Here is a 20,979-nt window from a genome sequence, read left to right as displayed (position 1 = left end):
TCCTGGCGTGCTCAGCCGTGGCCGTGCCTGTGGTGCAGGTCCGGATAATGCGGATGGCGGTGGCGCATCGGCGCATGCCGGTGCCAGTGCGAATGGGGCTCGCTCACCGGCCCGTCATGATCGTGCTGGTGGTGTTCGTCATGCACATGGCTGTGCTCATGTTCCAACGCCTCGTGGTCGTGCTCATGGTCGTGGCGCTCCGACAGATGCAGCCACAGGCCGATGCCCATCAGAAGTCCCGCCAACGCCAGCTTGAAGGTGACGGCATCGCCCAGGATGACGATGGCCAGCAGCGCGCCAATGAACGGAGCCAGCGAGTAATAGGCGCCTGTCCGCGCGGTACCAAGATGGCGCAACGCCAGGATGAACATCACAAGGCTGACGCCGATGCCAAGGAAGCCGACGGCGGCCGTGGCAGCGACAATGGATATCGCGGGAAACGACGCTCCGGCAGCAAGCGCCAACCCGACATTGGCCGCGCCCGCCACCAGGCCCTTCAGCATGGCGATCACCACCGGGTCGGTCGCCGAGATCTTGCGGGTGAAGTTGTTGTCCAGTCCCCATGCCAGGCAGGCCCCGGCGACTAGCAGCGCGCCGAGATTGAAGGCGACACCCTCACCCTGCCATGACAACAGTACCGCGCCCGCCAGAATGGCGAAGGCGCCAACCAGCAGGCGCCGGTCGACATTCTCGCGATAGACGAGCCAGGCGATAGCCATCGTCGCCAGCCCTTCCAGGTTGAGCAGCAGCGCTGAACTGGATGCCGTGTTGAGGCTGAGGCCGAACATCAACAGCACCGGCGCGAGGATGCCGCCCATGCCGATCGCCAGCGCCAGCCAGGGGAAATCCCTGGCGGCCAGTTGCGCTTCGCCGGCCGCGGCCTGTTTGCCGCGAAACAGGCGATAGAGAGCAAGGCCAATGCCCGCGCCGAGATAGAGCAGGCCAGCCAGCATGAAGGGGCTGACGCTGTTGAGCAGCAGCTTGGAAAGGGGCGGCGTGGCGCCAAACAATGCGGCCGAAAACAGGGCAAGCGGCACGCCGGGCCACAGATGGGAATGCGAGTGCGGCTCTGACATGGTCCTATCCTTGTACCAGGGCGACGACGTGGCTGCTATTTGCGGCGCATCGCGGCCTTTGGGCCGATGCATTTGTTGTCGCGAAACAGCGCCCATTCCTCGCACAGGCGCCCGTTAGGCAAGCGGCAGAAGCCGTATTCGTTGCCGGCCTTGTCCTTCCTGACCATGAAACGTCCGCCGATCTCGCTGCAATGGACCGATGCCGGATTGGCCATGCCGACAGGTTTTTGCGCGGCGGCGCCGACGTCGATCGGCATGGATGATATCAAGGCAAGGGCGACGGCCAGTATCGAAAAATTGTTCATTGCGATCCCTCTTGGCCGCATATCTACCACGGCGAGGCATCCTGTCCCGAGGCAACAGTCAAATATGTCGGAACGCGCCGGATCAGGTGCCATCAAGGCAGCACCCGATCCGGTTGTCCGCGAACACTATCCGAGCGAAGTGATGATCTCGCGATAAGCGAATTCGGGGAAGGCCTTGAGCGTTCGCGTCCGGATATTACCGCTCGCCGCCAGCATCAGCGAGAAACGCGCGAGCACCGCGTCGTCGGGGGCTTCGACCACTGCCACCATGTCGTATTCGCCCATGGTCAGATAGAACGACTTGAACGAGCCGCCCATATCTCCCAACTGCTTCCTGGCGGCGTCGAGCCGCTTGGGTGAATCGCGCACGTTTCTGGCGCCCTGCTCCGTCCAGTTCATCAGCACGATGTAGCTTGTCATGGCTCACCTCCCTCCGGGGCCACGGAGCACGGCGGCTTCGCCGGGGCGGGCATCCGGGTTGTCGCCCAGAAAATGCATCCGAAGTGGAATTATCCTCCTGCGGCGAACGTCCTGCAAGGACGCATCCACGCCATCATTTGCGGGCTGGAAGTGACACTCGGCGGCGACCAGGGAAAGCCGGTTTGAAAACCTGCCTGATTGCTGCAATCTCCGTCGTGGCCATGGTGGAAATCCCAGGCTGATGTCCAGGACCGATCCAGCCGCCGGAGGGCTTCATGCGCGAGACAACAGACCTGCCACCGGCATCGATCGAAATTCCCGCCGCGTGGGCCGGCGAGCTCATGGCGAAGCATCCCGACCGTTGGCTGGTCGAACTGGACCCTCGCGACGTCGCCGAGCTGGAATTGGCGGCAACCAGCTTTCTCGCCGGCTCTCGGGACATAGGCGGCCTGACCAAGGCCGATTTCCCCTTGCCCCGGCTTGCCGGCCATCTTGCCGCCCTTCGCGAAAAACTGATCGCCGGCATCGGGTTCGAGGTGCTTCGCGGCCTCCCGGTCGAGAGATATTCCGCTGCAATGACGGCAACCATCTTCTGCGGGATTGGCGCGCATCTGGGAAGCGCACGCTCGCAGAATGCCCAGGGCCATATACTCGGCCATGTCCGCGACATCGGCGCCGACGCCAGGGACGCCACGACACGCATCTACCAGACTGCCGAGCGCCAGACGTTTCACACCGATTCCGCCGATGTCGTCGGCCTGCTCTGCCTGAGCGATGCCATGCAAGGCGGCGAGTCCCTGCTGGTCAGCACGGTGACGATCTACAACGAGATGCGCAAAAGCCGGCCTGATCTGGTACGCCTGCTGTTCGATCCGATCGCCACCGACCGGCGCGGCGAGATTCCGGAAGGCGAAAAGCCCTACTTCGAAATCCCGGTCCTCAACTGGCATGCGGGACTGCTGACCGGCATCTATCAGCGCCAGTACATCGACAGCGCGCAGCGCTTCCCCGATGCCATGCGGCTGAGCGCCGCCCATGTCGAAGCGCTGGATCTCTTCGACAGCCTTGCCAACGATCCGAAGCTGAACCTGTCGATGCGGCTTCGGCCCGGCGACATGCAGTTCGTCTACAATCATTCGCTGCTTCACGACCGCATGGGGTTTCGCGACTGGCCGGAACCCGACAAGCGGCGCCACATGCTGCGCCTGTGGTTGTCAATTCCCGGCGACCGCCCGCTGCCCGAATGCTTCAGGCAGCGTTATGGCTCGATCGAGATCGGCGACCGGGGCGGCATCATCGTCAGGGGGACGCGGCTGAACGTGCCGTTGAGACCAATTCCCGGCAAGTCTGAAAACGGCTTTCCGTCGATGCAGAAAAACGAAAAAGGGCGCCAATCGGCGCCCTCAATTCCTCGCGGCAGATAAAACTCAGCTGTCGAGGAAGCTGCGCAGCTTGCGCGACCTGCTCGGGTGCTTGAGCTTGCGCAGCGCCTTGGCTTCGATCTGGCGGATACGCTCGCGGGTGACCGAGAACTGCTGGCCGACTTCTTCCAGCGTGTGGTCGGTGTTCATGCCGATGCCGAAGCGCATGCGCAGGACACGCTCCTCGCGCGGCGTCAGCGAGGCCAGAACGCGCGTGGTGGTCTCGCGCAGATTGGCCTGGATCGCCGCGTCGATCGGCAGGATCGCCATCTTGTCCTCGATGAAATCGCCCAGATGCGAATCCTCCTCGTCGCCGACCGGCGTTTCGAGCGAGATCGGCTCCTTGGCGATCTTCAAGACCTTGCGCACTTTTTCGAGCGGCATTGCGAGCTTTTCGGCCAGTTCTTCCGGCGTCGGCTCGCGGCCGATCTCGTGCAGCATCTGGCGCGAGGTCCGCACGATCTTGTTGATCGTCTCGATCATGTGCACCGGGATGCGGATGGTGCGGGCCTGGTCGGCGATCGAACGCGTGATCGCCTGCCGGATCCACCATGTCGCGTAGGTCGAGAACTTGTAGCCGCGGCGGTATTCGAATTTGTCGACCGCCTTCATCAGGCCGATATTGCCTTCCTGGATCAGGTCGAGGAATTGCAGGCCGCGATTGGTGTATTTCTTGGCGATGGAGATGACGAGGCGCAGGTTGGCCTCGACCATTTCCTTCTTGGCGATCGCGGCTTCGCGCTCGCCCTTCTGCACCTGGTTGACGATCTTGCGGAATTCCAGGATCGAGATCGCCGTTTCGGTGGCCAGGTGCTGGATCTCGGCGCGCAGATCCTTGATCGCATCCTTCTCGTTCTTGGTGAATTCCTTCCAGCCGCGCGAGGTCAGATTAGCGATCGAGCGCGTCCAGTTCGGGTCGAGCTCCGAGCCCTGATATTCCTTCAGGAATTCCTCGCGGCGCACGCCATAGCTTTCGGCCAGCCGCAACAGCTTGCCCTCGTTCTGCACCAGGCGCTTGTTGATGTCGTAGAGCTGCTCGACCAGCGCCTCGATGCGCGCCGTGTTGAGCGACAGCGACTTCACCGCCTTGATCAGCTGGTCCTTCAGCTCCTTCAGCCGGCGGTCCTGGCTGGGCGACAGCGTGCCGGCGGCGGCCAGACGGTTCTCGACCTGCTGGTCCTGCAGCTTGCGCAGCTTCTTGTAGGTGTCGGCGATGACGTCGAGCGTCTCCATCACCTGCGGGCGGAGTTCCGCTTCCATCGCCGCCAGCGACAGGCTGGCCTCGTCTTCGTCTTCCTCGTCGTCGTCCCCGATGCCGCGCGTATCGGCGCCGACATTGGTGATGTCGTCTTCATCGTCGCGCCCGCGACGCGGCTTTTCCTCGGCCTTGGGCGCTTCCTCGATGCGCTCGACCACCGGCGCCTGCTTGGCTTCGGGGCCGGCATAGGTGGCTTCGAGATCGATGATCTCGCGCAGCAGGATCTTGGATTCGTTGAGCTCGTCGCGCCAGATGATGATGGCCTGGAAGGTCAGCGGGCTCTCGCACAGGCCCGCGATCATCGTCTCGCGGCCGGCCTCGATGCGCTTGGCGATGGCGATCTCGCCCTCGCGCGACAGAAGCTCCACCGAACCCATCTCGCGCAGATACATGCGCACGGGATCGTCGGTGCGGTCGGTCGGCTCTTTCTTGGTGGTGGTGGCGGCAACCGCCGTACCGGTCTGTTCGGCCAGTTCGTTGGCGTCTTCCTCGGCGTCCGCCGCGGTGTCGCCAGCCTCGGCCTCTTCGCCCTGCTCGTCATCCTCGACGACATTGATGCCCATGTCGGACAGCATTGCCATCGTGTCCTCGATCTGCTCGGAGGTCACTTCCTCGGAAGGCAGCACCGAATTCAGCTCGTCCATCGTGACATAGCCGCGCTTCTTGGCGGCCTTGATCATCTTCTTGACAGCATCATCGGAAAGGTCGAGCAAAGGGCCATCGGTGGCGCCTTCGCGTTCGGTCTCGACCTCTTCCTTTTCCTTAGTCGCCATAATTTTTATCTTCTCCAAGCGGCTGCCATCGAAGCCGCGTAAGCTGTCGGACCAGTCGAAACCGGATGTGCTCGCTTATGAAACGCGCTTCACCGGGCCAGAACCGCATCTACCTTGTTTGGTACATGTCGTTGCCCCAAAACCGGTTTCCACTCTTGGGCGACATGCATTAAGTCCAGATTAACCCTGATATCTGTGGCAGGCGGCCTGCCTGTCCAGTGACCAGTACCTCACATCGCTCATTTCCCGTCGGCGCGGGTGCGGGTTAACGTTTCGAATCGTCCTGATTCCGCCATTCTGTCGGAAGGTCAAGCGCCTCTGGCATGATTCGCATGAAAAAAGCGAATCAATTACCCGACTTAGCGCGCCCTGCCCCTTGGGGAAGTCCGGCCACGCTCTCATTCCTGTACTCAGCTGCACTTAGGCTCGCCCGGCCCTGCCCGACGAAACGCCAAATCCTTCGATCAGCGCTTCCGTCGCCTGTACATCCTGAAACTGCGCCTGAATTTCGATCAGATGGCGGAAGTTTTCGTCCGAAGGATCCGCTTCGAGAGCCGCTTCCGCCTGTTTCAGTTCCTTATGTAAGGTGCGCGCGCTGCGCTGCAAGTGCAGTGCCTGGTTCAGAGCATCGCGGGCATCGTCGAGTGCGGCCGTCTCCAGCGCCGGCCATTGCCGCGCCCGCCGGATCAGGCCGACGGCGCGCTCCCAGATCTCCGCGCAGCCGGCGCGTTCGATCGTCGCCACCACGGCATGGCGGTCATTGGCCATGTCATGCGCCATCGCGTCGAGGATGGCGGCATGCAGCCGCTGCAGCTCGGAATTGGCGAGGTCGAGAAATTCGACATGGGCGAAATTCTCGTCGATCAGCGCCGGATGGTTGACCAGCGCCACGATGATCGTCGCCTCGCGCACCGACATGCCCTCGCTGCCGCGCTTGACCAGCGCCGACTGGCCGAGGCTTTCGGTGATCGCCATGCGGCCGCCACCAGGCTTGGCGAATTGTCCGCCGGGTGCGGCTGCCTTGCCCTGCCCCGGTTTCCAGTCCTGGCGCCCTTGCCGCGCATCGCGCTGCGAGCCGAAGAAGCTCTTTTCCCGCTCACGCATTTCCTGCTGGTAGTGATAGCGCGTGCTTTCGTCGCGGATGCGGCTGGTCAACTCCCGCAGCGTCTTTCCCAGTTCCGCCCGCCGTTCCGGCGTGTCGAAGACACCGCCCGCCGTCTCCCGCATCCACAACAGGTCGACCAGAGGCCGCGCATCGGCTAGCACCGCGCGGAAAGCGTCCGGCCCCTCGGCCTTGACGAGGTCGTCGGGATCCTTGCCTTCCGGCAGCAGCGCAAAACGCGCCGAACGGCCGGCCTGCACCGAGGGCAATGCCAGATCCGCGGCACGCCATGCCGCCTTCAGCCCGGCCTTGTCGCCGTCGAAGCACAGCATCGGCTCCGGCGCCATGCGCCACAGCAATTCTAGCTGGTTTTCGGTGAGCGCGGTGCCAAGCGGCGCCACGACATTCTCGAAGCCGGCCTGCGCCAGCGCGATCACGTCCATGTACCCTTCGACGGCAATCACCGTGCCGCCCTTGGCCAGAGCCTTGCGGGCACGGGCGAAATTGTAGAGCACATTGCCCTTGTGGAAGAGCTCCGTGTCGGGCGAGTTCATGTATTTGGCCAGCGCATCGGGCGCCAGCGCCCGGCCGCCAAAGGCGATGATCTTGCCGCGCGAATCCGGGATCGGAAACATGATGCGGTCGCGAAACCAGTCATAGGAGACCGGAATGTCGTCGCCATGGCGCACCAGTCCGCAGGCCTCGATATCGGCTTTCGGCACGCCTTTTGCCGCCAGATGCTCCTTCAAGGCGTTGCGGCTGTCGGGCGCGAAGCCGAGCCGGAACGAATGCTGCGTCGCCGGCGTCAGCCCGCGGTCGCGCAGATACGCGCGGGCCTTGGCGCCCTCGGGTCCCTGCAGCCGTTCCTGGAAGAAGGCGGTCGCCATTTCCATGACGTCGGTCAGGCTGGCGCGTTCCTTCTCGCGCCGTTCCTCCTGGACGTCGCGGACTGGCATCGGGACGCCGGCCATTTCGGCGATCTTCTCGACCGCTTCGGGAAAGCTCATTCCGTCGAGTTCGGTGAGGAATTTGAAATGGTCGCCCGAGACCGAGCAGCCGAAGCAATGGTAGCGGCCCTTCTTGTCCTCGCAGTGGAAGGACGGGCTCTTCTCGCCATGGAACGGACAACAGGCCCAATAATCGCCGCGCGACGTATTGGTCTTCTTGCGATCCCACGCGACGCGCTGGCCGACAACAGATGAAATCGGCACGCGGTCGCGGATCTCGTCGAGAAAGGCGGGCGGAAAGCGCATTGAGGGAACTCGTTTTCCCACCATATAAGCATACCCTCGAAATCCGACGACCCCCAATGCGGACGATGCCCGGTTTCCACAGGGCAAAAAGAAAGGCGGCCCTTGCAGGCCGCCCTTCCCAGCTCAATCCAGCGATCGAACCTTACTGCGCGGCAAGCGCGCCGAAGATGACGCCGGAGAGGATGCCGACCAGGACATAGTCGTTGCCGACGCGGATCCATTCCTGGCCGCGGCCGGGACGGTGCAGGCCGTAGCGGCCATAGTCGCGGATCGGCTGGTGCTGCCTCCAGCCGGAATATTTCTGGCCGTTGCGCCAGTTGTTGCGCTTCACGACGACCTTCTTCTTGTAGACGCGCTTCCTCACGTCGTTGTGGTGGCCTGGCTTCTGCCAGTCGACCTTGGTGTAATTCGACTGTGGCGCGACCGGCGCGTTCATCGGCGCGGCCTGACCGGTCATGGAGGTGGCGGCCAGCATCGCGACAGCGAGAGCGGAAAGGACAATGCGTTTCATAAGAAGTCTCCTTGGTTGTCGATGCCCGAGGAATAGCGGCCAAGGGATGAACTGAAACTGAACGGCAGCATTACAATTGTGTAATGAAATCCTTCGCTTATTTCGAATATTTGAACATCATCGCAAAGACAGATGCCACAAGCACGGCAGGCCGGCTGCTTCCCGCCCCGCCGCGACCCGGCGATGCAACCATTTGCGCACCCGTCCATTTCCCGACACGGCCTGTCGTCCTGCGGCGGCCCCTTGAGATCGACAAGATTTTATTATCCGGCTAAAATATTCTAGCTATATATGACGACTGCCATGATCATGATTCGTACCCTCGCTTCCCTTCCTGATCGCCGCGCCGCCCGCACCGCGCGCCCCGCCCGCATGCAGGCGCCGCAATGAGCGGTTCCGTCGTCCTTCTGCATTTGGCCGGCGCGGTCGCGCTGATGCTGTTTGCCACCCGCATGGTCAAGACCGGCGTCGAACGCGCTTATGGTGATGTGCTGCGCCATCGTCTGCGCGCCACCATGCGCAATCCAATCATGGCGGTGCTGGCCGGCACCGGCCTTGCGATCGCGCTGCAAAGCTCGACCGCCGTGACGCTTCTGGTAGGCTCCTTCGCCGGCTCCGGCATCGTTTCGGGTGCCGCCGGCCAATTGGCCGTGCGTGGCGCCGAGATCGGCTCGGCGCTGGTGGTCAAGCTGCTGACCTTCGACCTCACGCTTTTGGTGCCGCTCTGCCTGATCACTGGCACGGTGATGTTCATGGCCACCGAACGGCGCGACTGGCGCCAGACCGGCCGCATCCTGGTCGGCATCGGCCTTTTGATCCTGTCGCTGGAAATGATCGGCCAGGCGTCGGAGCCGCTGCGCAACAGCCAGCTCATGCCGGTCATCATCAATTACTTCTCCAGCGATTCCATCACCGCCTACCTGCTGGCGGCGCTGATCACCTGGCTGTTCCAGTCGAGCATCGCGGCGGTTCTGCTGATGGCGACGCTGGCCGGCCGTGGCCTGATCAGCCCGGAACTCGGTGTCGTCCTCATTCTCGGCGTCAATCTCGGCTCCTCCATCATCGCGCCGATGCTGACCCGCTCGGCCGGACCCGCCGTGCGCGTCGTGCCGATCGGCAATCTCCTGATGCGCGGGCTTGGCTCGCTGGTCATGCTGATCCTGTTCATGATCTTCCGGCCGCATGTCGGCTTCCTCGGCGCGACGGCCGCGGATCAGATCGTCAACGCCCACATCCTGTTCAACGTCATCATCCTGCTCGCAGGCCTGCCGCTGGCCGGTTTCGTCTACCGCGCCTCGGAGAAGATCGTGGCACTTGGCACCAAGCCGGAGCCAACGGCCTCGCTCGACGTCATCGAGTTGTCCGCCCTCAACGACAGCGCGCTCGACGTGCCGAGCCAGGCGCTGGCCAACGCCACGCGCGAGGTGGTGCGGGTCTGCGAGACGGTCGAGATCATGCTGAAACGCATCATCGAGCTCTATGAGAGCGCCGACGCCGACAAGATCAAGGCGCTGGCCGCCCTCGACGACCGCGTCGACCGCAAGCATGCCGCTATAAAACTCTACCTCGCCAAGGTCACCAAGAACCCGCTGACCGAGGACGAGGCGCTGCGTTGCCAGGAGCTGATCGGCGCCTGCGTCAAGCTCGAGCAGGTCGGCGACATCATCGTTCGCAACATGCTGGTGCATGTGAAGAAGAAGTTCGATCGCGGGCTGGAATTCACCGACGAAGGCTGGAGCGAATTGTGCGCCTTCCACAGCTCGGTGCTGGCCAATGCAAGGCTTGCCTTCAACGTGCTGGTCTCGCGCGACCCAGAAACCGCCCGCCAGCTGGTGCTGGAAAAGGACCAGTTGCGCGACCGCGAGAAGGAAACCAGCGCCAGCCATTTCCTGCGGCTGCGCGAAGGCACCGCCAAGAGCGTCGAGACCAGCTCGATCCATCTCGACACCATCCGCGACCTGAAGCAGATCAACTCGCTGCTGGCGTCGATGGCCTATCCGGTGCTCGAAGAGCGCGGCCTGCTGACGGGGTCAAGGTTGAAGGCGAGCTGAGGTCACCCCACCGGCTGCGGTCTTCACGTGACGGCAAAATACCTTTGCTCCGCTTCCGCCAAGCAGGATAAGGATCGACCGCCCAGGCTTTCGGAGGAATCGATGGACACCCATTCGCGCAGTTTTGCCAAGGCGCTATCCTGGCGTGTGACCGGCACCATCGACACGCTGATCATTTCCCTGGTCGTGACAGGAAGCGTCAAACTGGCCGCGGCCATCGGCATAACCGAGGTTTTCACCAAGTCCCTGCTCTACTATTTCCACGAGCGGGCGTGGTTGAAGATCCCCTATGGCCGCAAGACCACAGCCTGAAGCTGCCGGTCAAGAAAACCTAAAGTCGCGACAAAAATTTCTGGATTGCCCCAGCAGTCCATCCGTGGTTTGAGGCCGTTCCAGCCAAGGCTTCCCCATGTCGCTTCCGCTTGTCGCCCTGTTCATCGCCGCTTTCGCTTTCGGCACCACCGAATTCGTCATTGCCGGCGTGCTGCCGCAGGTGGCGCAAGGGCTTGGCGTCTCGGTCCCATCCGCTGGCTATCTCGTTTCCGGCTATGCTTGCGGCATCGCCATTGGCGGCCCGCTGCTGGCGCTCGCGACCAAGTCCTTGCCGCGCAAGACCTTGCTGCTCGGCCTCGCCGTCGCTTTCACCATCGGCCAGGCGGCCTGCGCGCTGGCGCCCGACTTCATTTCCATGTTGCTTCTGCGCATTGCCGTCGCGGTCGCGCACGGCGCCTATTTCGGCGTCGCCATGGTGGTCGCTGTCGGCCTCGTTCCGGAAGACAAACGCGGCATGGCGGTGGCGGTCATCCTGTCCGGCCTCACCGTCTCCAACGTCATCGGCGTGCCGGCCGGCACCGCGATCGGCAACATCTGGGGCTGGCGCGCCACCTTCTGGGTGATGTGCGGGCTGGGCGTGGCGGCAACTTTTGCCATGGCCGCCCTGTTGCCGCGCACCACCGGCTCATCGGCCAAGCCCGCCGGCCTTGCCCGAGAGGTCCGCGTGCTGGCACGCCAGCAGGTCTGGACCTCGTTGATCCTGATGCTGATGCTGATGCTCGGCCAGTTCTGCCTGTTCACCTACATCACCCCGACTTTGCTGGAGATCACCGGACTCGACGAGAACCTGGTGCCGTGGGTGCTGCTGCTCAATGGCGTCGGCGCCACGCTTGGCGTCTTCCTCGGCGGCAAGCTGTCGGACTGGAAGCTGATGCCGTCGCTGATCACCATGCTCGCCTTGCAGGCGGTGACGTTGGCGGTAATCTACGCCGTCAGCCCCTACCCCGTGCCGATGGTCATCGCGATCGTCATCTGGGGCGGCCTCAACTTCGCCATCGGCACGCCGATCCAGACCCGCATCCTGGCGTGGACGGCGGATGCCGCCAACCTCGCCTCCTCGCTGATCCCGTCCGGCTTCAATGTCGGCATCGCGCTTGCCGCGTCGTTGGGCGCCGCCATGCTCAATGCCGGCTACGGCTACCGCAGCCTGCCGGTGGTCGGAGCTTTGGCGATGCTGGTCGCCGTCGTGGTCGCAATTGTCTCCCAGGTCTGGGAAGGGCGCAGCAACACCACGCCGCCGCTCACCGCTCCAGCCGAGTAGCGGCCTCAGTTTTCGGTCTCCTTCAGCACATCGATGAAGGCCCGCAGCGCCGGCGGCACCAGCCGATGGCCCGGATAGTAGAGGAACAGGCCGGGAATGGGCGGACACCAATCGTCCAGCACAGTGACAAGCGCCCCCCGGTCGAGGTGAGCCTTGGCGGATTTGTCAGAGATGTAAGCGATCCCCATGCCGCCGGCGGCTGCCTCGGCCATCAACTCCATATTGTCGAGCGTCAGTGCGCCAGGGACATCGATGGCGATCTCCTGGCCATGTTTCTCGAACTCCCATCGGTAGGGTTTGCCACTTGGCAACCGAAAGCGGATGCAGGTTTGATCCCTAAGATCATCCGGGACGCGCGGAACCGGGCGGCCGGCCAGATAGGCCGGCGATGCAACGGCAATGAAGCGTGTCGGCCCGCCGAAGCGCACCGCAACCATGTCTTGCGGCACAGCCTCGCCCAGACGGATACCGGCATCAAAGCCTTCAGCGACGATATCGACCAGTCTTCCCTCGGTGACGAGATCGAGCGAGACCTGGGGGTAGCGCTGAAGAAAGACCGACACCACGGATCCGAGCAACAGTCGCGCGCCGATCTCGCTGGTGTTGATCCGCAGCGTCCCTGACGCAAGACCACGGAAGTCGTCGACCTCAGCCAATGCGGCGTCGATATCCGACAGAAGCGGCCGCAGCCGCGTGACGAGCCGCTCGCCCGCCTCGGTCGGCGCAACGCTGCGCGTGGTGCGATTGAGCAGGCGCACACCCATGCCCCGTTCCAGCGTCCGCATCATGTGGCTGAGCGTGGAAGGCGAAAGGCCGAGATCGTCGGCTGCCTTGCGGAAGCTGCGATGCGAGACAATCGCGGCTAGCGCCGTCAATTCCGGAAGTCCGGGCTTGCCATTCATGGGAAATCTTCATCAAGCCATATGAAATTGAACGGATAGTATCATGAGTTGGATGGCGTAGTCTTGGCCGAACTCAGCAATGAAAGGACATCTCCCATGACCAGGACATGGTTCATCACCGGCACCTCATCCGGTTTCGGGCGGCTTTTGACAGAAAGGCTTCTGGCCCGTGGCGACCGTGTCGCCGCGACCGTACGAAAGCCACGGACGCTCGCCGATTTGAAGGCGCAACATGGCGATCGGCTCTGGATCGCTTCGCTCGAAATGACCGACACCGATGCGATCCGGGCGACGATCAGCAGGGCCTTTGGCGAATTGGGGCGCATCGATGTCATCGTCAGCAATGCCGGCTATGGCCTCTTCGGCGCCGCTGAAGAACTGGAGGACAGCCAGATCCGCGACCTGATCGACACAAACCTCGTCGGCTCGATCCAGCTGATCCGGGCAGCACTGCCGCATCTGAGGAAACAGCAGGGCGGCCGCATCCTGCAAGTCTCCTCGGAGGGCGGACAGATGGCCTATCCCGGCTTCAGCCTCTATCACGCCACCAAATGGGGCATCGAGGGCTTCGTCGAATCCGTTCGCCAGGAGGTTGAGCCGTTCGGCATCGGGCTGACGCTCGTCGAGCCCGGGCCGACACGCACGAACTTCGGTGCCAGCCTGGTCAGCTCCGGGTCCACGGATGCCTATGACAACACCCCGGTCGCGGACTTACGCCGGGCTTTTTCCGAGGGTTCGTTCGACATCAAGGGCGATCCCGGCAAGATGGTCGAGGCGATGATCGCCTCGGTGGAGCAGGATCCCGCGCCTCGACGTTTGACCTTCGGCGCCGCCGCCTACGCCTCGATCCGCAGCGCGCTGCAGGGCAGGCTTGCGGAGTTGGAGAACCGGAAGGACGCGGCACTCGCCATGGATATCGACCCCTGACCAACGGTAGCGTGCCGGTCACCCGCGCCAGCGCAAGAGGCGCATGGCGTTGGCGGTGACCAGCACCGTGGCGCCGGTGTCGGCCAGGATCGCCGGCCAGAGGCCGGTGATGCCTAAGATGGTCGTGACCAGGAAGACTGCCTTCAGCCCCAGCGCCACGGTGATATTCTGGCCGATATTGGCCATCACCGCCCGCGACAGCCGCACCATCCGGACAACGTCCGTGACGCGGCCATGCAGGATCGCGGCATCCGCCGTTTCCAGCGCCACATCGGTGCCGCCGCCCATGGCGATGCCGATGTCGGCGGCGGCGAGCGCCGGTGCGTCATTGATGCCGTCACCGACCTTGGCCACTGTCAGCCCTTCGCGCTGCAACTCGCCGATCATCCGCTGCTTGTCTTGCGGCAGCAGTTCCGCCCGCGCCTCGATGCCGAGCGAGACGGCGATGGCTTCAGCGGTACGACGATTGTCACCGGTCAGCATTACCGCGCGGATGCCCTCGGCCTTCAGCGCCGCGATGCCCGCCGCCGCGTCCGGCCGCGGCTCGTCACGCATTGCGATCAGCCCGGCCAGCACACCATCGGCCACCAGCACCGACACGGTCTTGCCCTGGCCGTTGAGGCTATCGACGGCAAGGCGCTGCGCTTGCGTCATGTCCGTGCGTTCACCCGCCGCCGGGCCGGAACCGAGGAAGACGGCGACGCCGCCGACGCTGCCCTCGACTCCCTTGCCGGAGATCGCCTTGGCCGAGAGCGCCGGCGGCACCGGTGCCTTGTCCGCCTTTGCCCTGTCCAGGATCGCCACCGCCAGCGGATGGCTGGAGCCCTGCTCGAGTGCCGCTGCCAGCGCCAGCACGCTGCGTTCGTCGCGGCCATAAGCGACGATGTCGGTCACGACGGGCTTGCCCGCGGTCAGCGTTCCGGTCTTGTCGAAGGCCACCGCCGTGATCCGGCGGAAACTTTCCAGGACCGCGCCGCCCTTCATCAGCAGGCCCCGCCGGGCGCCGGTCGCCAGGCCCGCGGCGATCGCGGCCGGCGTCGAGATGACCAGCGCGCAGGGACAGCCGATCAACAGGATCGCCAGGCCCTTGTAGATCCATTCATTCCAGTCGCCGTTGGCGACGAGCGGCGGCAGCACCGCCACCAGCGCGCCGACCGCCAGCACGCCCGGCGTGTAGTAGCGCGAGAATCGATCGATGAAGCGTTCGGTCGGCGCCTTGGCTTCCTGCGCCTCCTCCACCAGCCGCACCACGCGGGCGATGGTGTTGTCGGAAGCGGCCGCCGTCACTCGCACTTTCAACACGCCGTCGCTGTTGATCGTGCCGGCGAAGACCGGCTCTCCAACGCTCTTGCGCTTCGGCGTGCTCTCGCCGGTCACCGGCGCCTCGTCAATGTCGCTCGAACCCTCTGTTATCTCGCCATCGGCCGGGATGCGGTCACCCGGCCGCACCGTGATGACGTCGCCGACGGCAAGCTGTTCGGCGGGAACTTCAACCGTGCCGCCTCCCCGCTCGACCAGCGCCGTCTTCGGCACCAGATCAGCCAGACCCTGGATGCTGGCCCGCGCACGGCCGGCGGCGACACCCTCGAGAAGCTCCCCGATCAGGAACAGCACCACGACGGCTGCCGCTTCTTCCGTGGCACCGATCATCACGGCCCCAACGGCGGCGATGGTCATCAGCATCTCGATCGAGAACGGCGTGCCGGCCAATGCCGCCATCAGCGCGCGCCTCGCGATCGGAACGAGACCGACCAGCAAGGCAGCCAGGAAGACCCAACGCTCGGTCGTGGGATACAGATGACCGATGCCATAGGCGGCCAGAAGCGCTGCCGCGCAGGCCAGCGTCAGCGCCGCGCGACGGCCGCGCCACCACGCCTGCCCAGGCTCGGCATGGCTGTGGAGATGGGATGATCCTGCAGCCTCCTCGGTGATTTGTCGGCTGCCGCCATGGTCATGGCCCTCGTGGTCGTGACCTTCATGGTCATGGCCTTCGTGATCATGAGCGGAATGATCATGCGCCTTGGCCGCTGGCCCACCGGTCCCGGCCTCCGCCTTGACGATGCCGTAGCCCAGCCGCGCCACCTGCTGCAGCACCTTGTCATCGTTGAGCGGACCGCCATGGCTGACGGTCATCGAGGCGCCGGTCACCGAAACCGAGACATCGGCCACTCCGTCGAGGCGACGCACCGCCGTATCGATCTTGGCCGCGCAGGAGCCGCAATCCATGCCGCCGATCCTGAACCGTGTCTGCTTTAGAGGAGCCGTCATCACATTACCTGTCTGCTCTTTCACCGGCTTGGCGCGCCGGGCCTTGAACCTTGATGTCAGCCAATGTAATTGCTCTAGTCACTAGAGCTTCAAGAGGCAAAACGCATGTTTTCGATCGGTGATCTCTCCCGCCGCACCGGGGTCAAGGTGCCGACCATCCGCTATTACGAGCAGATGGGCCTGGTTGCGGCGCCCGAGCGCTCGGAAGGCAACCAGCGTCGCTACTCCAGGCAGGAGCTGGAACGGCTGGCCTTCATCCGCCACGCCCGCGACTTGGGCTTCGCCGTCGAGGACATCCGTTCGCTGATCGAGCTTAGCAGCCATCCCGAGCAGCCTTGTGGCCATGCCGACAAGATCGCGCAGGAGCAGCTGGTTTCCGTGCGCGAGAAGATCGCCCAGTTGAAGCGGCTGGAAACCGAGCTCGAGCGCATCGCCTCTTGCTGCGACGGCAAGACGGTCGGCGACTGCTACGTCATCCGCGCGCTGTCCGACCACGCGCTCTGCGCCGACGAGCACATCTGACCCATGACCGGGACCGTCAGGGATTTCGGCCTGATTTGCGGCACCTTGCCGCCGGGCACGCTGAGTGCGATCACCGACGTGCCCGGTGTGCGCGTCGGTCACCGCACGCTGCGCGGCGGCGACATCAACACCGGCGTGACCGCGATCTTGCCGCATGGCGGAAATCTGTTCCGCAAGAAGGTGACGGCGGCAAGCCATGTCATCAACGGTTTCGGCAAGACGGTCGGCCTGACGCAGGTGCAGGAACTCGGCACCATCGAAACGCCTGTTCTCTTGACCAACACGCTCTCGGTCGGCATCTGCGCCACGGCGCTGATCCGCGACGCCATCCGCCAGAATCCGGATATCGGCCGCACCACCGGAACCGTCAACCCGGTGGTCGGCGAATGCAATGACGGTCCGCTGAATGACATCCAGGCCCTGGCGGTAACCGAAGAACACGCCCTCGCCGCACTGGCGGACGCTCACCAAGGCGCGGTCGAACAGGGCAATGTCGGCGCCGGAACGGGAATGAGCTGCTTTGGCTTCAAGGGCGGCATCGGCTCGGCGTCCAGAAGAATCGCGCTTGGCGGCGAACATCACCTTGGCGTTCTCGTGCTCTCGAATTTCGGCAGGCCGGGCGACCTCATTCTGCCTGATGGGCGCCGGCCCGATCCCAGGCGGCCGGCCGGAGCCGAACGCGGCTCGATCATGGTCGTGCTGGCAACCGATGTGCCGCTCGAACACCGCCAGCTCGAGAGAGTGGCACGCCGCGCCGGAGCAGGCATCGCCACGCTTGGCTCCTTCTGGGGCCATGGCAGCGGCGACATCGCCATTGCCTTCAGCACCGGCAATCTGGTCGACCACGATGAAAGCCGCGATCTTGTACCGCTGCTGGCGCTCAACGAAGCGCGCATCGATATCCTTTTTCGGGCGGCGGCGGAAGCCACGCAGGAGGCCGTGCTGAACTCCATGCTGTCGGCCGAAGCCTTCACCGGCAGGGCGGGCAAGCATCGCGCATCGCTGGCCGACTGGCTGCGCGATCAGGCCGGGTGACAAGGCGCCCTACAAATCGATCCGGAACCGCAGACTCTCGACCCCGCCATAGGCGGCGTCCTCGAGGAAGCGCCCGACGAGCTTGCCGCCATTGGCCAGGATCACCTTGTGTGACGCCGGATTGCCCGGTTTGGCGGTAATCTCGACGTAGGGAAGGCCGACCGCCCTTGCCTCGTCGAGCATCAATCGCAAGGCCTCGGTGGCGTAGCCGCGCCGCTGCTTCCAGGGCACCACCGCATAGCCGATATGGCCAAGCACATGCGACGGCAACATCGCCGTTCCCTTCTGCCAGCGAAAGCCGATCGAGCCTGACGCCTCGCCATCCCAGATCCAGCGGCGAAATCCCGGCAGGCGCGGCACTTGCGTGCCATCGGGCAAGGTGATCGGGTCGCCCCTGGCCTCGGGGTCATCTAGGCTGGCCAGGAAGGCCACCGGATCCTGCTCTATCGCCGCGAGCTGCTCGCGCGTTGCCTCCATGAGCCGAACATTGTCCGGCGACCAGCCGCGCTCGAGCGCCGCCTTGTAGGACGGCAGATGTTCAAGCGCCGGTTTGACGATCTCGATCATGATCCATGCTCTCTCAGTCACGCGAGGGATAGCCTTGGCCGCCGGAGCGCTCAAGCCGCCTGGAAGCGTATCTCGCCCTCGTTCAGGAAGCAGGCCTTGTCGAAGAGGGACAAATCAAGCGGGTTGGGCAGGCGAACATCACTGATATCCGGGACCGGCTTCTTCGCGGGATCGTAGGACCGGTCGATCTGCGAGATGAAGACCAAGATCACGCCGCTATCGCGCGCGAAAGCCTTCAGCGTGCGGACCTGGTCCATCAGGCCGGGGTTCTCTCGTTTCTGATCGAGCAGTTGCAGATAATCGATGACCGCCAGCGTGCCGCGCGGCGCCGACCCCAACATCCTGACGATATAGCCGGCGCTGATGGCATCGGAAGTGTCGAACTCGAACAGTCGGTCGAACCGGGCCGGCTCGACGCCGATGGCGCGGAACCGCTCCAGCACATCGCGTTGCGTATATTCCAGCGTGAAGAACATGCTGCGATGGCCCGACTTCATCGCTTCGACCGCCAGTTCGAGGCTCATCAGCGTCTTGCCATGGCCCGGCCGCGCGCCGACCAGAACGAGATCTCCAGGTGTCAGTCGCGCGAACAACCTGCTGGCGGGCGCCGTCTCGGACAGCTTCGCCGCAAGCAGGCTCCAACTGGCAAATCCCTCTTGCGTGGCAATACGGTCGAGCGCCTGGTGGAGCGGGATTTTTGCCTCGCGCGACAACAGCCTGGCTTGACGCTTCAGATGGTAGACGGGCGCGGATAGAATCATCTCAAAAACCTCCTGGTGCGAGCAGTCTTCGCAACCCCTCCTTATGCCTGGTGCTCGAACAGTCGGTTCGGTGATGAGAGTGCCCCGCATGAACGAATGCTTTCCCGGTGGAGGGAGGAGGCGTGGGCCACGCCAGAATCAGATGATAGCTCAATCCGAACGGACGTAGAATTGGCGGGACGAAAATCGTTGAACCCCGCACGCACCGGGAGACTTCAGCCAGCGTTTGCGAGGGCGACCGCATCCTGGCCTGCCGGAAAACGGAGCTTGCCCGAAGTGTCGTGGGCAGCGGCCCAGATAGCTTCGGCAACGTCGCTTTCCTTGGTGGTCAGCGCGGGCTGGGCGAAGGCCGCGAAGATCGGGGCCGCGAAATCGGCATAGGCTTCCGGGATCATGTCTTCGATGCGCACCGAAGTGTTTTGCGTAAATCGCGTTGTCGGCGCGTATCCTGGCTCGACCAGCTTTGCGCGGATACCGAAATAGGCAAGTTCGTGCGCGAGCGATCCAGTGAAGCCCTCGATGGCCTGCTTGCTGGCGGTGTAGGCGGCCGCCAAGGGCATTGCAGCGAGGGTAACGCTTGAGGTGACGTTGACGATCGCGCCGGACCGGCGCTCGCGCATCTGCGGTATCACGGCCTGCGCCATGGCCATCACGCCAAGCGTATTGGTCTCGAAGACCTTGCGGATGTGCGACATGGTCGTCGCTTCAAAGGCGCCGACCACGCCGATGCCTGCATTGTTGACAAGAACGTCGATCGGGCCCGCGGCTTCGACAGTCGCCGAGATGCTGGCCTCGCTGGTGACGTCCAGCGGCAGTATCCTCAGGCGCTCCGAGCGCGGCAGTATGTCCTCCCGCGGTGTCCGCATGGTGGCGATGACGTTCCACCCGTTGACGAGAAAATGGCGGGCAGTCTCAAGGCCATAGCCAGATGAACAGCCGGTGATGAGGATCGTTTGCATGCTAAGCTCCGTTGGTTTCAATGCACCTTTCGTAGGCTTGCAAACGCAGACGATCTATAATCAATAGTCCTGTTTTTATTTCCAACTGTCCAAAAATGGCTCATCCCGAGCAGGGAGCAAGTGATCAGCGTCGATCAGCGAAATCTTTTGAAGAAGCCACGCCGCGCGAGGCACGGCCTTACGCGGTCAAGCGGACACCACCGTCGCGGGCGAACTTTCCCGGCGAACAACCAAGCCGTTTCCTGAAAGCAGTGCTGAAGGCGCTGGCGGACTCGTAGCCGATCTCACCGGCTATTTTGTCCAGGGTTTTCGAGCCTCGAATGAGAGCATCCTTCGCCAGCGCCATGCGCCAGCGGGCCAGGTACTCGATCGGGCCGCAACCGAGCGCGTCCACGAAGCGAGCCGCGAAGGCCGACCGAGAGAGTCCCGCGATCCTGGCAAGTTCCGCGACCGTCCAGCCCGCCCGGACATCCTCGTGCATGGCGCGGAGCACGCGCGCCAGCGCCGGATCCCGCATCCCGCCGAGCAGGCCGGCCGCGCCGGAACCGATGCCACGCCATCGCAACGCTTCGACGAGCAGAACCTCGAGCAATCGCTGCAAGACCATCTCCTTGCCCGGATCTTCGTTCTCGCACTCCTCCATGATGAGGCTGACGACCCTGCCAAGCCTGGAGGAACGGCCCTGCGATCCGGGCACCTGGATGACGCTCGGAAGGAGCGCGAGCAGGAGCGCGGCGTTGACCGGCTCGATTCGAAACGTCCCGCCGAGCGCGACAAAATCCGGGTCTCCATCTTGCTCGCCATGCTGGATGGCAACGTCCATTGGCGTCCGGAGCTCACAGTCGATGCCTGGATGGCTGCTGAGCGAGAAGGCCGGCGTGGAAGGCACCAGGAGGAAGTCTCCCTTCTCGAACTTGACTGGATCCTGACCCGCAAACGCGATCCAGCACGCGCCCTCCACGATTATTGTAAAACCAGGCGCATCATAAGCGGCGTAACGCACGCCCCATCGGCCACGCCCCTTGATGGGCTTGGAAATCGCCGTGCTGGGTTGCAAAAGGGCAATGATGTCACTGAGGGGATCCATTTCGGACGATCCGTAATTATTTTGCGCCCGATAATTATAAATCGTCCTCCCAGCCTGTCCAGTTTGGCTTGGTGGCGCGCAAGCGTGCGGGTTGTCCTGCAATGCGTCATGCGCTGCCGATCGCAAAACGGCCGTTGTCAGGCACGCTAAACAAGATGTGTCTCGCCGATGGGCGCGGGACATTTTA

General features: G+C 63.7%; 19 protein-coding genes. 7 read left to right on the top strand and 12 right to left on the bottom strand.

Annotated elements, in window-relative coordinates; translation table 11 throughout:
* Positions 1-11: 11 nt before the first annotated feature.
* From EB231_RS12570 to EB231_RS12560, 3 genes are all read right to left on the bottom strand, one after another.
* Positions 12-1,076 carry a DMT family transporter gene (locus EB231_RS12570; RefSeq protein ID WP_172349080.1) on the bottom strand — a complete coding sequence of 355 codons (1,065 nt, stop codon included), beginning with the start codon at positions 1,074-1,076 and terminating at the stop codon, positions 12-14.
* A 35-nt stretch (positions 1,077-1,111) separates the two neighbouring features.
* The gene (locus tag EB231_RS12565; RefSeq protein ID WP_172349079.1) at positions 1,112-1,381 is read right to left on the bottom strand and encodes a putative hemolysin; all 270 of its coding nucleotides are present in this window, start codon (positions 1,379-1,381) and stop codon (positions 1,112-1,114) included.
* 126 nt (positions 1,382-1,507) lie between these two features.
* Positions 1,508-1,801, bottom strand: a complete 294-nt coding sequence (locus EB231_RS12560; protein WP_056578573.1) for a GYD domain-containing protein — start codon at positions 1,799-1,801, stop codon at positions 1,508-1,510.
* A gap of 275 nt (positions 1,802-2,076) precedes the next feature.
* Here EB231_RS12560 and EB231_RS12555 point away from each other — a divergent pair, with 275 nt between their 5' ends.
* Positions 2,077-3,225, top strand: coding sequence for a TauD/TfdA family dioxygenase (locus EB231_RS12555; protein WP_172349078.1), 1,149 nt, complete (start codon positions 2,077-2,079; stop codon positions 3,223-3,225).
* Positions 3,226-3,228: 3 nt separating this feature from the next.
* Here EB231_RS12555 and rpoD read toward each other — a convergent pair whose 3' ends face one another.
* From rpoD to EB231_RS12540, 3 genes are all read right to left on the bottom strand, one after another.
* Complete coding sequence (gene rpoD / locus EB231_RS12550) at positions 3,229-5,253, bottom strand: RNA polymerase sigma factor RpoD (protein WP_056578576.1); 2,025 nt, start codon at positions 5,251-5,253, stop codon at positions 3,229-3,231.
* 420 nt (positions 5,254-5,673) lie between these two features.
* Positions 5,674-7,608, bottom strand: coding sequence for a DNA primase (gene dnaG / locus EB231_RS12545; RefSeq protein ID WP_172349077.1), 1,935 nt, complete (start codon positions 7,606-7,608; stop codon positions 5,674-5,676).
* 142 nt (positions 7,609-7,750) lie between these two features.
* On the bottom strand, positions 7,751-8,119 hold the full coding sequence (locus tag EB231_RS12540) for an RcnB family protein (protein ID WP_140774628.1): 369 nt from the start codon (positions 8,117-8,119) through the stop codon (positions 7,751-7,753).
* Between the two features lie 386 nt (positions 8,120-8,505).
* On the opposite strand from EB231_RS12540, the gene EB231_RS12535 reads away from it, so the two are divergent.
* From EB231_RS12535 to EB231_RS12525, 3 genes are all read left to right on the top strand, one after another.
* Complete coding sequence (locus tag EB231_RS12535) at positions 8,506-10,170, top strand: Na/Pi cotransporter family protein (protein ID WP_172349076.1); 1,665 nt, start codon at positions 8,506-8,508, stop codon at positions 10,168-10,170.
* A 102-nt stretch (positions 10,171-10,272) separates the two neighbouring features.
* Positions 10,273-10,482 (top strand): DUF2061 domain-containing protein, encoded by a 210-nt coding sequence (locus tag EB231_RS12530; protein WP_172349075.1) that lies wholly within the window; start codon positions 10,273-10,275, stop codon positions 10,480-10,482.
* 97 nt (positions 10,483-10,579) lie between these two features.
* Positions 10,580-11,764: an MFS transporter gene (locus EB231_RS12525; RefSeq protein WP_172349074.1), complete on the top strand. Its 1,185-nt coding sequence runs from the start codon at positions 10,580-10,582 to the stop codon at positions 11,762-11,764.
* Between the two features lie 5 nt (positions 11,765-11,769).
* Here the strand turns inward: EB231_RS12525 and EB231_RS12520 are convergent, their stop codons facing one another.
* A complete protein-coding gene (locus EB231_RS12520) occupies positions 11,770-12,666 on the bottom strand; it encodes a LysR family transcriptional regulator (RefSeq protein WP_172349073.1) in 897 nt (298 codons plus the stop codon).
* 96 nt (positions 12,667-12,762) lie between these two features.
* Here EB231_RS12520 and EB231_RS12515 point away from each other — a divergent pair, with 96 nt between their 5' ends.
* Positions 12,763-13,593, top strand: a complete 831-nt coding sequence (locus EB231_RS12515) for an SDR family oxidoreductase (RefSeq protein WP_172349072.1) — start codon at positions 12,763-12,765, stop codon at positions 13,591-13,593.
* Between the two features lie 18 nt (positions 13,594-13,611).
* Here the strand turns inward: EB231_RS12515 and EB231_RS12510 are convergent, their stop codons facing one another.
* On the bottom strand, positions 13,612-15,861 hold the full coding sequence (locus EB231_RS12510; protein ID WP_172349071.1) for a heavy metal translocating P-type ATPase: 2,250 nt from the start codon (positions 15,859-15,861) through the stop codon (positions 13,612-13,614).
* Between the two features lie 105 nt (positions 15,862-15,966).
* On the opposite strand from EB231_RS12510, the gene EB231_RS12505 reads away from it, so the two are divergent.
* Both EB231_RS12505 and EB231_RS12500 read left to right on the top strand, forming a co-directional pair.
* Positions 15,967-16,383: a MerR family transcriptional regulator gene (locus EB231_RS12505; RefSeq protein ID WP_172349070.1), complete on the top strand. Its 417-nt coding sequence runs from the start codon at positions 15,967-15,969 to the stop codon at positions 16,381-16,383.
* A 3-nt stretch (positions 16,384-16,386) separates the two neighbouring features.
* Positions 16,387-17,418, top strand: coding sequence for a DmpA family aminopeptidase (locus EB231_RS12500; protein WP_172349069.1), 1,032 nt, complete (start codon positions 16,387-16,389; stop codon positions 17,416-17,418).
* A 9-nt stretch (positions 17,419-17,427) separates the two neighbouring features.
* On the opposite strand, the gene EB231_RS12495 is transcribed toward EB231_RS12500, so the two are convergent.
* From EB231_RS12495 to EB231_RS12480, 4 genes are all read right to left on the bottom strand, one after another.
* Positions 17,428-17,985 carry a GNAT family N-acetyltransferase gene (locus EB231_RS12495; RefSeq protein WP_172352883.1) on the bottom strand — a complete coding sequence of 186 codons (558 nt, stop codon included), beginning with the start codon at positions 17,983-17,985 and terminating at the stop codon, positions 17,428-17,430.
* Between the two features lie 50 nt (positions 17,986-18,035).
* The gene (locus tag EB231_RS12490; RefSeq protein WP_172349068.1) at positions 18,036-18,746 is read right to left on the bottom strand and encodes a DNA helicase; all 711 of its coding nucleotides are present in this window, start codon (positions 18,744-18,746) and stop codon (positions 18,036-18,038) included.
* A gap of 215 nt (positions 18,747-18,961) precedes the next feature.
* Positions 18,962-19,705, bottom strand: coding sequence for an SDR family oxidoreductase (locus tag EB231_RS12485; RefSeq protein WP_172349067.1), 744 nt, complete (start codon positions 19,703-19,705; stop codon positions 18,962-18,964).
* A 178-nt stretch (positions 19,706-19,883) separates the two neighbouring features.
* The gene (locus EB231_RS12480; protein ID WP_172349066.1) at positions 19,884-20,792 is read right to left on the bottom strand and encodes an AraC family transcriptional regulator; all 909 of its coding nucleotides are present in this window, start codon (positions 20,790-20,792) and stop codon (positions 19,884-19,886) included.
* Between the last annotated feature and the right edge of the window lie 187 nt (positions 20,793-20,979).

The sequence above is a fragment of the Mesorhizobium sp. NZP2298 genome, from assembly GCF_013170825.1.
In the GTDB taxonomy this organism is placed as follows: Bacteria; Pseudomonadota; Alphaproteobacteria; order Rhizobiales; family Rhizobiaceae; genus Mesorhizobium.
The sequence above is the reverse complement of the archived record's forward strand: the minus strand, read 5'-3'. Positions and strand labels throughout refer to the sequence as shown.

Bases quoted from the DNA above. Each gene is read 5' to 3' on its own strand.
- EB231_RS12570 (WP_172349080.1), bottom strand. From the start codon at position 1,076: ATGTCAGAGCCGCACTCGCATTCCCATCTGTGGCCCGGCGTGCCGCTT.
- EB231_RS12565 (WP_172349079.1), bottom strand. From the start codon at position 1,381: ATGAACAATTTTTCGATACTGGCCGTCGCCCTTGCCTTGATATCATCC.
- EB231_RS12560 (WP_056578573.1), bottom strand. From the start codon at position 1,801: ATGACAAGCTACATCGTGCTGATGAACTGGACGGAGCAGGGCGCCAGA.
- EB231_RS12555 (WP_172349078.1), top strand. From the start codon at position 2,077: ATGCGCGAGACAACAGACCTGCCACCGGCATCGATCGAAATTCCCGCC.
- rpoD (WP_056578576.1), bottom strand. From the start codon at position 5,253: ATGGCGACTAAGGAAAAGGAAGAGGTCGAGACCGAACGCGAAGGCGCC.
- dnaG (WP_172349077.1), bottom strand. From the start codon at position 7,608: ATGCGCTTTCCGCCCGCCTTTCTCGACGAGATCCGCGACCGCGTGCCG.
- EB231_RS12540 (WP_140774628.1), bottom strand. From the start codon at position 8,119: ATGAAACGCATTGTCCTTTCCGCTCTCGCTGTCGCGATGCTGGCCGCC.
- EB231_RS12535 (WP_172349076.1), top strand. From the start codon at position 8,506: ATGAGCGGTTCCGTCGTCCTTCTGCATTTGGCCGGCGCGGTCGCGCTG.
- EB231_RS12530 (WP_172349075.1), top strand. From the start codon at position 10,273: ATGGACACCCATTCGCGCAGTTTTGCCAAGGCGCTATCCTGGCGTGTG.
- EB231_RS12525 (WP_172349074.1), top strand. From the start codon at position 10,580: ATGTCGCTTCCGCTTGTCGCCCTGTTCATCGCCGCTTTCGCTTTCGGC.
- EB231_RS12520 (WP_172349073.1), bottom strand. From the start codon at position 12,666: ATGAATGGCAAGCCCGGACTTCCGGAATTGACGGCGCTAGCCGCGATT.
- EB231_RS12515 (WP_172349072.1), top strand. From the start codon at position 12,763: ATGACCAGGACATGGTTCATCACCGGCACCTCATCCGGTTTCGGGCGG.
- EB231_RS12510 (WP_172349071.1), bottom strand. From the start codon at position 15,861: ATGACGGCTCCTCTAAAGCAGACACGGTTCAGGATCGGCGGCATGGAT.
- EB231_RS12505 (WP_172349070.1), top strand. From the start codon at position 15,967: ATGTTTTCGATCGGTGATCTCTCCCGCCGCACCGGGGTCAAGGTGCCG.
- EB231_RS12500 (WP_172349069.1), top strand. From the start codon at position 16,387: ATGACCGGGACCGTCAGGGATTTCGGCCTGATTTGCGGCACCTTGCCG.
- EB231_RS12495 (WP_172352883.1), bottom strand. From the start codon at position 17,985: ATGATCGAGATCGTCAAACCGGCGCTTGAACATCTGCCGTCCTACAAG.
- EB231_RS12490 (WP_172349068.1), bottom strand. From the start codon at position 18,746: ATGATTCTATCCGCGCCCGTCTACCATCTGAAGCGTCAAGCCAGGCTG.
- EB231_RS12485 (WP_172349067.1), bottom strand. From the start codon at position 19,705: ATGCAAACGATCCTCATCACCGGCTGTTCATCTGGCTATGGCCTTGAG.
- EB231_RS12480 (WP_172349066.1), bottom strand. From the start codon at position 20,792: ATGGATCCCCTCAGTGACATCATTGCCCTTTTGCAACCCAGCACGGCG.